The organism is Mycobacterium sp. TY815 (assembly GCF_030755135.1).
Taxonomy (GTDB): Bacteria; Actinomycetota; Actinomycetes; order Mycobacteriales; family Mycobacteriaceae; genus Mycobacterium.
The window spans coordinates 976775-990786 of sequence record NZ_JAUFRX010000001.1; the positions used below are offsets into that span (position 1 = coordinate 976775).

Genomic DNA, 14012 nt, shown 5'->3' on the forward strand with positions numbered 1-14012 from the left:
TCGTGGCCACCGACGACAACGCCGCGTGGACGTTCGATGCGGCCGACGGCGAATTGACTTTGCACACCGGAGTTGCCGGCCGCGCTGCCAGGATGGGCCACCGGCTCACCATCGCGATGACGCGGTGGCAGGCGACCGTGAATTGGCATGACGGACAGCCTGATACGGCCAACGTGGTGGTCGAGGTGGATTCGTTCGAGGTGTTGCGCGGCGAAGGCGGCGTCAAGGGCCTGTCCGGGCCGGAGAAGGCGCTGGTGCGTTCGAATGCACTGAAGTCGTTGTCCGCGAACCGGTTTCCGGAGATTCGCTTTGACACCGACTCGATCGAGAAGACCGACGACGGTTACCGGCTGAACGGGAAGCTGCAGATCCGCGGCAAGGAGCGCGACCACTCCGTAGACCTGCACACCGAGGAACTCGCGGACTCCTGGCGCCTGTCGCTGCAGTCCACGGTCCGGCAGTCGGATTTCGGCATCAAGCCCTACTCGTTGCTGATGGGATCGCTGCAGGTAGCCGATGACGTCACGGTGTCCTTCACCGCGACCCGGCCCAAAGCCTGACCGTTATTCGGGCGGACGCCCCGGTTCGGCGAACGTCCCCGGAATGTGTTCGAGCACCCGGCTGAGCCGTAGCGGCCCGCTGTTGGGGTCGGTGGCGTCGGGTTCGGGCGCCGCGACGGTCGGCTGACCGCCTGACGTCGTTTCCTCGGCCTGCTCGCCCGCGGTGAGTCGCACCGGCTCCTGCTGCACCGGAGGAGCGGCCGGAATCGCTTGCGCCGGAGGCGGAACGGGTGGCGCGACCGCCTCGGCCATCGGTGGCGTGGACTTGTGCGCGGGCTGGGACGGAGAGGAATCCTTCGGGGCGAGTTGCAGACCGACAGCCAGTGAAACCGACGCCACGAAGGTCACCGCAGCGGCCGCCAGTGCGGTCGCCGCGCCGGCGTATTGGAGCGACCGCTTGGGTGCCGCGGCGACGGGAGCCGCCGCACCGGCCGCCACGAGTTCGGCATCGGTGAATTCCGTGCTCTGTGCGGCCGCCAGGGCCGCTCCGCGCGCCACGGTCACTTGCGCCATGGTCTGGGAGAAGACGGGGACCGGCAGCGCATTCTCCAACTGCCACGAGAAATCGCCGACATCATGTTGGGAGCCGACCACCACCACGCCGCCCGGGCGCCAGCTGCTGCGGTCGAACATCCCGGTGAGCCAGGACGCCAGGCCGTCGTAGCCGCCGCGAACATGCTTGACGGCGGTCTGGGTTTCGCCGTCGTGGGTGTCCACCATGACGACGGTCGCCCACTCGCGCTCAAGGATGCACACGGCGGTCTGCTCGTAGCCGATCACCGGCGCGATGGCCCGCGCCAGTGTTTCGACGGCGTCGAGCTGGCGGACGGGCACGACGTTGTCGAAACCCGCGTCGGTCAGTGCCTCCAGCAGGAGTGCGGCCTGGGCCGAAGCCTCGTCGCTCCAGGTCACTCCGACGACGCGCAACCGGTGATCGTCGGCGTTGGCGACCTCGCTGGCCTGTATCGCTTCGGCGGTGAGCTGCTGTGCGGTGCTCACGGCGCGGACTCCGGGGCTGTGCTGCACGCCATCCTGCAACTGCACTTCACGGTGATCGAGAATGGCGCCGTCGGCGCCATGTCCTTCAGCAAGGACCCAACCAACGCTGGTCGGCGTCACCGATAGCCCAAGTACCGTGTCCAAATCTCGCACCTCAATCATTCCCGCGGCCGGCCGCGCATTCTTGCGCGCGGTGCACCAAGGGGCGAGGTGCTGTAGCGCGGAAGTGCCGGAAATGCCCGGGATAGCTGTCTGCAGTCGGATTGCTCCGAGCGAGCCTACGCGTTCTGAGCAAGATCGTCTTGGTCGGTGCAGAACTTGCCGGGAAACCCGCAGGTGGCTCTCAACCACCCGTGATCTGCGCAATCAACCGGCCGAAAAATGGCCCCGTCGACGGCGGTAAATCATGCGAAGGTTGCTCGACGGGACCGTGGTCGCGCCGCCACGGGCACGGTGCACCCCCTTGCGTCGTTGCGACTCTGCCCGATGTCAACTGCGTAACGCCTGCATAACGCCGCGGCGTGTGTCGCGTTCGGGCGTGTCGGGCTCGGGCTATAACGAATGCGGCGATCCGGCGCGGGTCCCGGCAACACAGTTGCTGTATCCGCGGCGGTAACCGATATGGAACTGAAATGTGATTGCGTCCGAATCGACATTCTGCCCAGTCACGCGGTAAGTTCTGCCGGGAACAAAAGACATAAGGACAAGGGGCACAGGTATGACAGACGTGAGCGGGAAGATACGGGCCTGGGGTCGCCGACTCCTGGTCGGTGCGGCTGCGGCCGCGACCCTGCCGGGCCTGATCGGACTCGCCGGCGGTGCGCCGACCGCGGGAGCGTTCTCCCGGCCAGGTCTGCCAGTCGAGTACCTGCAGGTGCCGTCAGCGGCGATGGGACGCAGCATCAAGGTGCAGTTCCAGAGCGGCGGCGACAACTCTCCTGCGCTGTACCTGCTCGACGGCCTGCGCGCCCAGGACGACTACAACGGCTGGGACATCAACACCCCGGCGTTCGAGTGGTACTACCAGTCGGGCATTTCGGTGGTCATGCCGGTCGGTGGCCAGTCCAGCTTCTACAGCGACTGGTACAGCCCGGCCTGCGGCAAAGCTGGCTGCTCCACCTACAAGTGGGAGACCTTCCTCACCAGTGAGCTGCCGTCCTACCTGCAGAGCAACCGCAGCGTCAAGCCGACCGGAAGTGCCGCGGTGGGTCTGTCGATGGCCGGTTCGTCGGCCATGATTCTGGCCGCCTACCACCCCGCTCAGTTCATCTACGCCGGCTCGCTGTCGGCGCTGTTGGACCCGTCCCAGGGCATGGGGCCGTCGCTGATCGGCCTGGCCATGGGTGACGCGGGCGGTTACAAGGCCGCCGACATGTGGGGTCCGTCCAGCGACCCGGCGTGGCAGCGCAACGACCCGACGATCCAGATCCCGACCCTGGTCGCCAACAACACCCGCCTGTGGGTCTACTGCGGCAACGGCAAGCCCAGCGAACTGGGTGGCGCGAACCTGCCCGCCGAGTTCCTGGAGAACTTCGTCCGCAGCAGCAACATCAAGTTCCAGGACCAGTACAACGCGGCCGGTGGCCACAACGCCGTCTTCAACTTCCAGAACGACGGCACGCACAGCTGGGAGTACTGGGGTGCTCAGCTGGTTGCCATGAAGGGTGACCTGCAGGGCGCGCTGGGCGCCCGGGGCTGACCCGCACGACAACTGCTACTACTGCGCTTGACGGCCGCATGCCGTCAAGCGCAGTAGTGCTTTCTGGGGTCAGCCGCCGATCTCGCCGGTGACATCGATCCATCCGGTGGCGTCGGTGCGGTGGTCGGTCGTGTTGCGGCATTCGCCGTACACCCGTGCCACTCCCACATTCGCGTTGTCGTCGTCGCGGTAGATCAGCGCGGTGACCGCACCCTTGGACACCGACCTGCTGTACGGGTGCCCTCCGGGTGACAGGCCCTCCACCCAGCCGTCGGCTGCCAGGGCCTTGACGACGCCCGGCAGATAGACGTCGGCCCGGATGTCGGTGGGAATCGTGAAGGAGAGGTACACCGCGCCCTGATACGGCGGGTTGTCCCGGTCCCGGCACGACATCAGCAGATAACCCGCCGTCGTCGTGTGCAGCTGCGCGGCCGAGACGACATCCTTGGCGGCATTCACCGCCTGGGCCCGGCTCTGCTGGTCGGATACCGGCGGGCCGGAATGGTTGAGCGCGTCCGCGGACGTGGTGTGCAGTTGGTCCACGGCCAGAAACGCCCCACCGAGCAGCAGCGACGTTCCGAGGGTGGCAGCGAGCAGGGACCGGGCCTGGGTCGAGCGCAACCAGTCTGCACGCATGCCACCATTGTTCGTCAGTGCCTGATCAGTCGCCGAGGGAGGGCCGGGATGCTGCACGGCGCGTCTCGCGCGATTCTGGTCACGGTGGCCGCCGTGTTGGTGGGCACGTTGGGAGGGGCCGTTGCGCCGCCACAAGGCAAAGCCGAGGGCCCCGATTCGCTGGTGATGCTGGTGGATGCACTCGCCGAACGGCTCGCGGTCGCCGAACCGGTGGCTGCCTTCAAGTGGGGTGCCCACGCCCCGATCGAGGATCCGGCGCGTGTCGAGCAGGAGCTCGTGGCACTGCGCGAGGACGCGGCGTCGACTGACGTCGACCCCGACCTCGTCGCCCGCGTGTTCCGCGACCAGATCGACGCCACCGAAGCCATCGAGTACCAACGGTTCGCGGAGTGGAAGCTCGACCCCGCCACGGTGCCGCCCGCACCGGCCGATCTTGCCGCGTCACGGGCCGCCATCGACGCACTGAACACTAAGATTTTGTCTCACATAGCGCTTAATCGGAGTTTGCTGGGGTCGCCGGCATGCCCGGGTCTGCTGCGGCAGGCCCGCGCGGAGGTGACACGGCAGCGCGGCTTGGACAACCTGTATCAACGTGCGCTTTCGACGGCGACCGCCTCCTACTGCCAGCCGCAACCACACACCTGAGACGCGCCTGAGAACGGCGTTTGCGCCAATCTCAATGCGGTAGACAACTGATCTCATAATTTTTTCTCTTGGGTAACGCTTTGAACACGCCCGGCGAAATGCCGGACATGACGCACATCACAAAGCCCCTCATCAAGTCCGCGATCACCGCGGGATTCATCGCCACGGGTATGTCGCTGTCCACCGGTGCCGCCGACGCCGACACGATGAACTGGGAAGCCGTCGCGCAGTGCGAGTCCGGCGGGAACTGGGCCGCCAACACCGGCAACGGTGCGTACGGCGGTTTGCAGTTCAAGCAAGCTACCTGGGAGGAGTACGGCGGCGTCGGAAACCCGGCGAAAGCCTCCAAGCAGCAACAAATCGACGTCGCGAACCGGGTCCTGGCCGGTCAGGGACCGGGCGCCTGGCCGAAGTGTGCCAGCGCGGGCGGGACGGGGCCGGGGATCGCGCAGCTGCCCAAGCCCGGTCAGACGCTGACCCAGACCATCACCCAGATCATCGGGTTGTTCACGCCCAAACAATGATTATCGGTGGGGCGCCGCGTTTCGTTACACGTGGCGTGATTGGATCCTTCTATGGAGGGTTCAGCAACAGTTCATATGGCGGCGCCGGCAGACAAGATCTGGGATTTAATAGCCGATATTCGAAATACCGGACGCTTCTCACCGGAAACCTTCGAGGCCGAGTGGCTCGACGGAGCGACCGGTCCGGCACTCGGCGCCCGGTTCCGCGGGCACGTCCGGCGCAACGAGATCGGGCCGGTGTACTGGACCACCTGCGAGGTGACGGCATGCGAGCCCGGTCGCGAGTTCGGGTTTGCTGTACTGGTCGGCGACCGGGTGGTGAACAACTGGCATTACCGAATGGTCCCGACCGGCCCAGATGGCCAGGAGACGGATGTCACCGAGTCGTTCCGGCTCGCGCCGTCCCCGTTCAACAATGTCTACATGGTGTTGGGAGGCTTCTTACGTAAACGTCGCAACATCCGAGACATGACGAAGACGCTGCATCGCATCAAAGATGTGGTCGAAGCAGGCTGAGGGGCTGGGCGGAGATCAGGTCGATGAAGACGATATTCATCACTGGTGCGGGCAGCGGGATGGGCCGGGAGGGCGTCAGGCTCTTCCACCGCAAAGGCTGGCGCGTCGGCGCCGTGGACCGCAACGACGAGGGTCTGGCGGCACTCAGTGTGGAGCTCGGCGCCGGGTTGTGGACCCGTGTGGTCGACGTGACCGACAAGGCCGCGTTGGACACGGCGCTGGCCGACTTCTGTGCCGGTAACGCCGGCGGCGGACTCGACATGATGTGGAACAACGCCGGCATCGGTGAAGGCGGCTGGTTCGAGGACGTGCCGTACGAGGCCGCGATGCGAGTCGTCGATGTCAACTTCAAGGCCGTGCTGACGGGCGCCTACGGGGCACTCCCCTACCTGAAGAAGGCGCCGGGCAGCCTGATGTTCTCGACGTCGTCGTCTTCGGGCACGTATGGCATGCCGCGCATCGCCGTCTATTCGGCGACCAAGCACGCCGTCAAGGGGCTGACGGAGGCGCTGAGCGTCGAATGGCAGCGCCACGGCGTGCGGGTCGCCGATGTGCTGCCCGGCCTGATCGACACCGCCATCCTGACCTCGACGCCCCAGCACTCCGACGGACCGCGGACCCAGATGTCCCCGGCGGACTTGCGTGCCGCGGCGCCCAAAAGAGGGATGTTCCGTCTGATGCCGGCTTCCAGCGTGGCCGAGGTGGCGTGGCAGGCCTACCAGCATCCGACGCGGCTGCACTGGTACGTGCCCAGGAGCATCCGGTGGATCGACCGGCTCAAAGGCATCAGCCCGGAGTTCGTGCGAAATCGCATCGTGAAAGCTCTGCCCAGGCTGGACCCCAAGCGGCCATAATGTTCTGGTGCAGAACCGGATGGTCGCAGCGGCAGGAATAGCAATAGCTCTCACGGTGTCTGGTTGCGGGGGCGCCCAGATCATGCCCCGAAAGGCGGCGCACCTGACTATCGACGGCTCCGCCCACACCACGCGTCCGCCGGCGTGTAGCCAGATCCAGGCCTACCGGACCATCGACATCCGCGATCGCGACGGCCAGGTGCAGGCGGTGGTGATGATCAGCGGTGACCGGGTGATACCGCAGTTCGTCAAGATCCGCAATATCGACGGTTTCACCGGCAGCTACTACGAGGGCGGGGTGGGCGACGCACACGTGGATGTCAACAAGAACGCCTACACCATCACCGGCAGCGCGTCCGGCATCAACAGCAGCAACCCGAACAAGGTTGTGACGACGGACTTCAAGATCAGCGCCGAGTGCTGACGTGAAGGACAGACTGCACTGGTTTGCCATGCATGGCGTGGTCCGCGGGGTGGCCAAACTCGCGGTACGGCGCGGCGACCTGCAAGCCCGGTTGATCGCCGACCCGGCTGTCGCGGATGATCCGGTGCCCTTCTACGACGAGGTACGACGCCGCGGCGGGTTGGTGCGTAACCGGGCGAATCTGATGACGGTCGACCACCGCCTCGCGCACGATCTGCTGCGATCCGACGATTTCCACGTCGTCAACTTCGGGGATAGCTTGCCGAAACCGTTGCGCTGGTTGGAAATTCGCACCCGTGATAACCGGCTGCACCCGTTGCGGCCGCCGTCGCTGCTGGCGGTGGAACCGCCCGATCACACGCGCTACCGCAAGACGGTCTCAGCCGTGTTCACCTCACGCGCGGTGGCCGCGCTGCGCGACCGGGTTCAGCAGACGGCCGACGAACTGCTCGATCAGCTGGTCGACCGGCCCGGCGGGGTAGACATCGTCGGCCGCTATTGCTCTCAGCTGCCCATCACTGTCATCAGCGAGATCCTCGGTGTGCCGGAATATGACCGCCGGCGCGTCCTGGAGTTCGGCGAACTGGCCGCCCCGAGTCTGGACATCGGGCTGCCCTGGCAGCAGTACGTCCGCGTGCGGCGGGGCGTCGCGGGCTTCAACGCATGGCTGGTTCAGCATCTGCGTGAACTGCAGCGCAACCCGGGTGACGACCTGATGAGCCAGCTGATCCAAACCGCCCAAAGTGGCAGCGAGGACAGCTATCTCGACGACAACGAGCTGCAGGCCGTAGCGGGTCTGGTGCTGGTCGCCGGTTTCGAGACCACAGTCAACCTGCTGGGCAACGGAATTCGGATGCTGCTGGACCATCCCGACCAACTGGAGAAGCTGCGGGAACGGCCGGAACTGTGGCCCAACGCCGTGGAGGAGATTTTGCGCCTCGACTCCCCCGTGCAGCTGACGGCGCGGGTGGCCGGCCGCGACGTCGAGGTCGCGGGGATGCCGATCTACCGCGACGAGGTCGTAGTGATCTACCTGGCCGCCGCTAACCGTGACCCGGCGGTGTTCGCCGACCCGCACCGATTCGACATCGAAAGGGCCAATGCGGGAAGGCATCTGGCGTTCTCCACGGGACGCCACTTCTGCCTGGGCGCTGCGCTGGCCCGGGCCGAGGGCGAGGTCGGACTGCGCACCTTCTTCGAGCGCTTCCCCGACGTGCAGGCCGCCGGCGCCGGAAGCCGGCGCAGCACGAGGGTGCTCCGGGGCTGGTCGACGTTGCCGGTGCAGCTCGGTCCGGCCAGGTCGATGGCCGCGCGGTAGTCAGCGCAGGTAACGGCCGAACCAGTCCAGCATTCGCTGCCACGCGTCGGCGGCCGCGACGGCGTTGTACCGCGGACCGGTGTCGTTGAAGAAGGCGTGATCGGCATCCGGTTCGACGACGAACTCGTGCACCAGCCCGGCGCGGGTCAGCGCGGCTTCGGCGGCCGGCCGTGAACTCGTCACCCGATTGTCGAGCGCCCCGTAGATCCCGAGCACCGCGGCCTTGGCCCCGCCAAAATTCGGGTTCTCGGGCAGCGGCCCGTACCAAGGCACCGCGGCGGACACGTCCGGCCCGCCGGCCGCCAGCAGCTGCCAGACCAGTCCCCCGCCGAAGCAGAACCCCACCACGCCGATCTTCTGGGTGGGGGCCCACTTTCGCAGTTGGCCGACGCCCGAATTGAGGTCGCCGACGAACTGTTCGGGTGCGATGCCGGCCAGTGCGGCGGTGGCTTGCGCGGGATCGCCGAATGCGCCGGTCCCGCCCTTCTCCGACAGCAGGTCGATCGCCAGCGCCGAATAGCCGGCGCCGGCCAGCCTGGCCGCCACCGATCGCACCCAATCGGTCAATCCCTTGTTCTCGTGGATGACCAGCACCGCGCCCTTCGGGTCCGCCGCCGGCGCCCAGGCCCCTTGAAGCTGGCCCTGGGGCCCGGGCCAGGTCACCGGCGAGGTGGTCGGTGCGCCGACCGTGCCCGGGGGCTGCGAAGCGGTGGTGCCGGTCGGGGTGGACGGCGACTCCGTGGGTTTGGCATTCTCCGGGCGGGCGCACGCCGCGATCAGCGCCGCCGCCGCGGTGGCACTCAAGCCCAGCAAGCCCAGCCGGCGCAGCGCTTCGCGTCTGGTGAGCAGACCGTCGAGATGGTCGGTGGCGATTTCCTCGGCGATGTAGCGCTGCAGTCCCCTCACGAGCCGAGTATGCGCCGCGAAGCTGTGGTTGACACTCGTGCGGCGGCCGAGTTAATTGACGGGTATGACAGAAGTGATCACCGCTGGGAACGTCGTAACCGGAATGTGGCAGGCACTGTCGCGGCGGGACTGGGATGCCGTCAAGACATTCCTGTCCGACGACTGCCTCTACGTCGACATGCCGGTCCCGGCGGTCTCGGCCCGTGGTCCCGAGAACATCGTCACACGGCTGAAGATCGGACTAGAGCAGTTGGCCGGTTACGAGAATCACGCCGGTGTATTGGTGTCCAACGGCTCCGACGTCATGTACGAGCACTCCGAGACGTGGACCTTCCAGACCGGCGAGCAGGGCGTGCTCAGGTTCGTCACGGTGCACAAGGTGGTGGACGGCAAAATCACGGTCTGGAAAGACTATTGGGACATGAACAGCCTGGTTGCGTTCGCGCCGCCGCAACACTTCGAGAACCTGGCCGGCGGCGACACATCCTGGATCTTCGACGCCAGCGCCCTGGTCTAGAAACCGACGCGGATGGCGCACGCCTACGAGGCAACGCGCACAGCCCATCTCGGGGCGGTGCAGGCCGCGCTGAAAGACCATGTCGCGCGCCTGGACTGGTCGCGCCCCCAGATCGAGCAGTACCAGCAGCGCCGACTCCGGGCACTCCTGTCGCACGCCAAGGAGTGGTCGCCGTTTCATGCGCGGCGACTGGCGGGGCTTGACCCGTCGCGCGCCACCGTCGCGGATCTGGCGTCGGTGCCCATGATGACCAAGCCTGAGGCTCAACAGAATTGGGATGCGATCTGTACGGCGCCCGGATTACGGAGGGCCGGCGCCGAAGGGTTCCTTGCCGGGCAGCAAGGGTTCTCGTATCACGGCGACTACCAGATCTTCAGCTCCGGCGGATCGAGCGGGGTGCGCGGGATCTACATCTGGGACTGGGACTTCTATACCTCGGCGGCTTGTCTGGCATGGCGGGTGCAGGCCCGCGAAGAACAACGCACGCAGCTGGTTTCGTCCCGGTTGGCGGTCGTGACAGCGGGAGTTCCCCCCCATGCCAGCACCCCGTTGTTCGATGTACCGACCGCCCCGGGCATGCAGACCGTCGTGATCCCCGCGGGCGCCCCGTTCGCCGAGGTGCTGGCGGCGGTGGCCGCCGCGGGACCGACGCACCTGGTGGGCTACCCGACGGTCATCGGTCGCCTGGCCCGCGCCACCATCGCCGGGGATCTGGACATCGCGCCGGTGCGGGTGAGCACCAACTCAGAGCCGCTGCTCGACGAGGACCGCGAGGCGATCACCAGAGCCTGGCACGCGGTCGTTATCCATAACCTCTGGGGATCAACCGAAATCGGGGTACAGGCGGTCGGCTGCGGACGCGGTGCGGGGTTGCATGTCTGCGAGGACGAGGTGATTCTCGAGCGCGTGGACGCAGACGGTGTGCCGGTGGGCCCCGAGGAACCCGTGGTGCGCACGCTCGCCACCGGACTCGCCAACCGCACGTTCCCGTTCATCCGCTACGACCTCGGCGATCAGGTGGCACCGCTGCTCGGCGACTGCTCCTGTGGCAGCGCCTTCACCCGCGTCGCCGATATCGGCGGCCGCCGCGACGACGACTTCCGGTACGGCGAACTCACGGTGCCGCCGATCGTCTTTCGTCATGTCCTGGGAACGGACGCCCACATCTCGGAGTATCAGGTCGTCCAAACGGCCACCGGCGCCGACATCGTGGTCGTCGGGGCACCCGACACTGAAAAGCTCACTGCTGCAGTGGTTACGGCGCTGCGCCGCTACGGACTGGAGCAACCCGCCGTGCGGATCCGAGTGGCCGACAGCCTGGAACGTCACCGGGGCAGCGGGAAATTGCGCCGATTCATCCCGCTGGGGTGATCGGCCCGCGAGGATCGCCACTGGCCAGGCGGTAGATGCGTGCGGCGTTGTGGTGGGCGATCAGGTCGACCACCCGGATCGCGTCCTTCTCGCTCCAGTCGCCGGTTTCGACGAACCCGTGCAGTACACGGTCGATTGCGTTGCGCCACAGGACGGCTCCGAGGTAATGCAGTTCGGCCGGCCCATAACCGTCGGACGAGTACAGGATCTTGCGGAACGGCGCGAGTTCCAGCAGGCGGGCGACGAATGCCGGCGCCCGCGCGCCGAGATGGTTCACGGCCAGTCCGCCGTCGAGGTAGACATTGTTGAAGGCCTGAGCCAGGTAACCGGCTTCGCGCTCATAGGGATAGCAATGCAGCAAGACAATCGGGGTGTCGCCGGAGTTGCGCAGAAATTCAAGCAGATGCAGCGGATTGGTCTGGTGCAGATCGCAGTCGCGGTCGCCGAAGCCCACATGGAACTGCAGCGGTTTGCCCAGCCGCAGCGCCTGGTACAACCCGAATCGCAGTAACACCCGATCGTGCAGTCGGACGCCACCTTCGTCGCGCCAGCGCTGCGCGGCGGCCCCGACCTCGGTCGCGGACGGCTCGCTCAGGTCTCCTTCGAACCCGCCGCGGTAGGCCAGGATCGACTTGGTGCCCACGGCGCCGGCGGCGCGGCGGTTCAGGACCTCTTCGAACGCCGCCGCGTAGTCGCCGCCTGCCTGCACCGCTTCCTCGGCCACCTGCTCCAGCCGCACCACTTCGTAGGCACGGCGGCCGGACAGCGCCGCGAATTCCGCGAGATCGGTTACCCCTGCGGCGAATCCGGTGTCGACCAGCCAGTTGCTCACTCCGGCGGCGGGCAGGAATCGCTGGGCCAGCTCGGACTCGCTGAACTGGCTGCGACGATCCCAATAGTCCTGGGGATCGGCGTGTCTGGGTAATCCGAGGACGGCCGCGCAGTGGTTGCGCACCGCGAAACCGAGCTGAGTATCGAAGCCGGAGTCGAAGTCGGCGAGCGGTTGCGTGTTGGCCTCGTTGAGCGCGTTCTCGAATCGTCGCCGGTCCCCGGTTCTCGACCAGCAGCCGTGCACGTGCTGGTCGATCAGCGCCACCTCGCGAACATGGTGGGACAGCGCGGAATCCGACCGAGTGGTCATACGCTCCAGGCCATCCGGAACTTGTCGGCGAGCGCTGCGGGTTCCAGGTCGGCGTAGCGGTCGTGCTCCATCCGCCGCACCGCGGTCACCACGTCGACTACCGGGTCGCCCAGCAATTTCCGCATCAGCGCCGAATCATCAAGGGCCGCAATCGCCTGCATCTGGTCGTCGGGCAGCAGCCGGGTTCCGGCGGCTGCCCGGTCCGCTTCCGACAGCTGTGCCGGGTCCACCGTCGTCTCCGGCGGTAGCGACTCTGCGCGCGTGATGCCGTCGAGCGCCAGCGCGAGAATCGCCGCCGACGCCAGATACGGGTTTGCCGAAGGATCGATGATCTTCACTTCGACGTTGGCGCCGTGCGGATTTCCCGGTCCGCCCTCGATGAAGCGGACGGCGGCTTCCCGGTTCTCGATCCCCCAGCACACATAAGCGCCGGCCCAGTTGCCCGGTCGCATTCGCAGGCCGGACACGATCGAGCCGGACAGGATTCCCTGCGCCTGCGGCAGGCCGCGCAACACGCCGGCCACGGCGGCCTGTCCCGCCTCCGTCATGCCGCCGGGGCCGGAGCCGCCGGAGAACAGCGGCCCCTGCGGCATCGTCAGCGAAAAGTGTTGATGTGCACCGGATCCCACACTGCCGGCGAACGGCACCGGCGACAGGCTGATCCGCATCCCGTGGCGGCGGGCGGCCCGGCCGATGATGATCCGCATCAGCACCAACTGGTCGGCCGCGGCCACCGGCGGCTGCGGCGCCAGCGAGAGCTCGAACTGATTGGGCCCGTACTCCGGATGGAACTGCTCGATGACCACCCCGGCCGACATTGCGCTGGCGATGACGTCGCGGACGAATGCCTCGTGTTCGAGCACTCCGGCCAGGCCGTACTGTGCCCACATGGTGGCGGGCAGCCTTCCGCCTTCGGAATCCACCACCAGGAACTCGATTTCGTGTCCGACCGCGGCCTCGATGCCGGCGTCGGCGAGGGCGGACTCGATCCTGCCGAGGGTGCCCCGGCTGCAGGCCGGAACCGGGGTGCCGTCCTGTTCGAAGAAGCCGGCCGGCGCCCATGCCAACCCGTCGCCGATGATGCGCAACGCGGACATGTCGATGCGCAGGCGTTGGTCTCCGACCACACTGACGTCGTCGGTGAACGCGATGCCGGTCTGGTCGATCGCGAAGGCATGCCACGTCGGACTGGCACCCAGGCCCGGGTCGGCGAATGTGTTGGTACGGCGAAGCGGCACCGTCTTGGCCAGGGTGAGCCCCGCAGGGTTCACCACGGTGCCGATGACGGTGTCGACGCCCTCGGCCTCGAGTTGGGCGATCGCCGCAGCAGCGAGCGGAGTGGCGGTCATGGCAGCCATTCTGCGGTTTCGGTGGACTCCCGCTGTCAGGCCCGGCTCGGCAGGGTCAACTTGCACGCCTGGCCGATGTCCAGGGTGCGCAGCACCCGACCCATGCCGACCCACAGGGCGCACGAGATGGCCAGGTCGGCGAGCAGCTCATCGGAGAAATGCTCGGCGGCCCGGTTCCAGAAGTCCTCGTCGTCGCGCAGCGCGGTGTGGTCGGTGGAGAAGCGGTGGGCGAACTCCGCCGCCAGCCGCTCCTGGTCGCTGTAACCCGGCCAGGTTCGCCACTCGGTCGCGTGGTGGTAGAGGTCCTCGTCGACGCCGGCCGCCGGGCCGTCGGCATCGCGGGTGTTGGCACACACGATGCATTCGTTGTTGTTGGCGATCACGGCCCGTGCAATCTCACGGGTGCGCAGCGGCAGCCGGTTGCTGGTGTAGACCGCTCGGCTGAAATTGGCCATCGCGCCGCCGAGTTCAGGGGATTTCAGGACCCAGCCGGCGACATCGTCGTCCGCGAAACTTCCGATTCGGCTCATGGCGAGATGGTACGCCCGGCCGA

General features: G+C 67.0%; 16 protein-coding genes. 10 read left to right on the forward strand and 6 right to left on the reverse strand.

All coding sequences use genetic code 11. The features are described from left to right. Nucleotides 1–2: 2 nt before the first annotated feature. The gene (locus tag QXK92_RS04155; RefSeq protein WP_306240403.1) at nt 3–560 is read left to right on the forward strand and encodes a YceI family protein; all 558 of its coding nucleotides are present in this window, start codon (nt 3–5) and stop codon (nt 558–560) included. 3 nt (nt 561–563) lie between these two features. On the opposite strand, the gene QXK92_RS04160 is transcribed toward QXK92_RS04155, so the two are convergent. Then, nucleotides 564–1703, reverse strand: coding sequence for a hypothetical protein (locus tag QXK92_RS04160; RefSeq protein ID WP_306240404.1), 1140 nt, complete (start codon nt 1701–1703; stop codon nt 564–566). A gap of 574 nt (nt 1704–2277) precedes the next feature. On the opposite strand from QXK92_RS04160, the gene ag85B reads away from it, so the two are divergent. Continuing rightward, nucleotides 2278–3258 (forward strand): diacylglycerol acyltransferase/mycolyltransferase Ag85B, encoded by a 981-nt coding sequence (ag85B, locus tag QXK92_RS04165; protein ID WP_306240406.1) that lies wholly within the window; start codon nt 2278–2280, stop codon nt 3256–3258. A 69-nt stretch (nt 3259–3327) separates the two neighbouring features. On the opposite strand, the gene QXK92_RS04170 is transcribed toward ag85B, so the two are convergent. Further along, a complete protein-coding gene (locus QXK92_RS04170; RefSeq protein WP_306240408.1) occupies nt 3328–3894 on the reverse strand; it encodes a hypothetical protein in 567 nt (188 codons plus the stop codon). A 48-nt stretch (nt 3895–3942) separates the two neighbouring features. Between QXK92_RS04170 and QXK92_RS04175 the strand changes: the two genes are divergently transcribed. The 6 genes from QXK92_RS04175 (at nt 3943) to QXK92_RS04200 (ending at nt 8175) form a co-directional block, all read left to right on the forward strand. Next, nucleotides 3943–4539: a chorismate mutase gene (locus tag QXK92_RS04175; RefSeq protein WP_306240409.1), complete on the forward strand. Its 597-nt coding sequence runs from the start codon at nt 3943–3945 to the stop codon at nt 4537–4539. Between the two features lie 98 nt (nt 4540–4637). Continuing rightward, complete coding sequence (locus tag QXK92_RS04180; protein ID WP_306244180.1) at nt 4638–5063, forward strand: transglycosylase family protein; 426 nt, start codon at nt 4638–4640, stop codon at nt 5061–5063. Between the two features lie 51 nt (nt 5064–5114). Next, nucleotides 5115–5579: an SRPBCC family protein gene (locus QXK92_RS04185; protein ID WP_306240411.1), complete on the forward strand. Its 465-nt coding sequence runs from the start codon at nt 5115–5117 to the stop codon at nt 5577–5579. A 23-nt stretch (nt 5580–5602) separates the two neighbouring features. Continuing rightward, on the forward strand, nt 5603–6433 hold the full coding sequence (locus tag QXK92_RS04190) for an SDR family oxidoreductase (protein WP_306240413.1): 831 nt from the start codon (nt 5603–5605) through the stop codon (nt 6431–6433). A gap of 19 nt (nt 6434–6452) precedes the next feature. After that, nucleotides 6453–6857 carry a lipoprotein LpqH gene (locus tag QXK92_RS04195; RefSeq protein ID WP_306244181.1) on the forward strand — a complete coding sequence of 135 codons (405 nt, stop codon included), beginning with the start codon at nt 6453–6455 and terminating at the stop codon, nt 6855–6857. A 1-nt stretch (nt 6858) separates the two neighbouring features. Continuing rightward, nucleotides 6859–8175, forward strand: coding sequence for a cytochrome P450 (locus tag QXK92_RS04200; protein ID WP_306240414.1), 1317 nt, complete (start codon nt 6859–6861; stop codon nt 8173–8175). Here the strand turns inward: QXK92_RS04200 and QXK92_RS04205 are convergent, their stop codons facing one another. After that, nucleotides 8176–9081, reverse strand: a complete 906-nt coding sequence (locus QXK92_RS04205) for a dienelactone hydrolase family protein (RefSeq protein ID WP_306240415.1) — start codon at nt 9079–9081, stop codon at nt 8176–8178. Between the two features lie 64 nt (nt 9082–9145). Here QXK92_RS04205 and QXK92_RS04210 point away from each other — a divergent pair, with 64 nt between their 5' ends. Beyond that, complete coding sequence (locus tag QXK92_RS04210) at nt 9146–9598, forward strand: limonene-1,2-epoxide hydrolase family protein (protein WP_371934271.1); 453 nt, start codon at nt 9146–9148, stop codon at nt 9596–9598. Nucleotides 9599–9610: 12 nt separating this feature from the next. Beyond that, the gene (locus QXK92_RS04215) at nt 9611–10969 is read left to right on the forward strand and encodes a phenylacetate--CoA ligase family protein (protein ID WP_306240416.1); all 1359 of its coding nucleotides are present in this window, start codon (nt 9611–9613) and stop codon (nt 10967–10969) included. Here the strand turns inward: QXK92_RS04215 and QXK92_RS04220 are convergent. Genes QXK92_RS04220 through QXK92_RS04230 form a run of 3 tightly spaced genes read right to left on the reverse strand, consistent with a single transcriptional unit; the run spans nt 10953 to nt 13989 of the window. Continuing rightward, the gene (locus QXK92_RS04220; protein WP_306240417.1) at nt 10953–12110 is read right to left on the reverse strand and encodes an amidohydrolase family protein; all 1158 of its coding nucleotides are present in this window, start codon (nt 12108–12110) and stop codon (nt 10953–10955) included. The two genes, QXK92_RS04215 and QXK92_RS04220, sit on opposite strands and share 17 nt — an antisense overlap. After that, nucleotides 12107–13459 (reverse strand): glutamine synthetase family protein, encoded by a 1353-nt coding sequence (locus QXK92_RS04225; RefSeq protein WP_306240418.1) that lies wholly within the window; start codon nt 13457–13459, stop codon nt 12107–12109. Before QXK92_RS04225 ends, QXK92_RS04220 begins: the two co-directional genes overlap by 4 nt. 35 nt (nt 13460–13494) lie before the next feature. Next, nucleotides 13495–13989, reverse strand: a complete 495-nt coding sequence (locus QXK92_RS04230) for a carboxymuconolactone decarboxylase family protein (protein WP_306240419.1) — start codon at nt 13987–13989, stop codon at nt 13495–13497. Between the last annotated feature and the right edge of the window lie 23 nt (nt 13990–14012).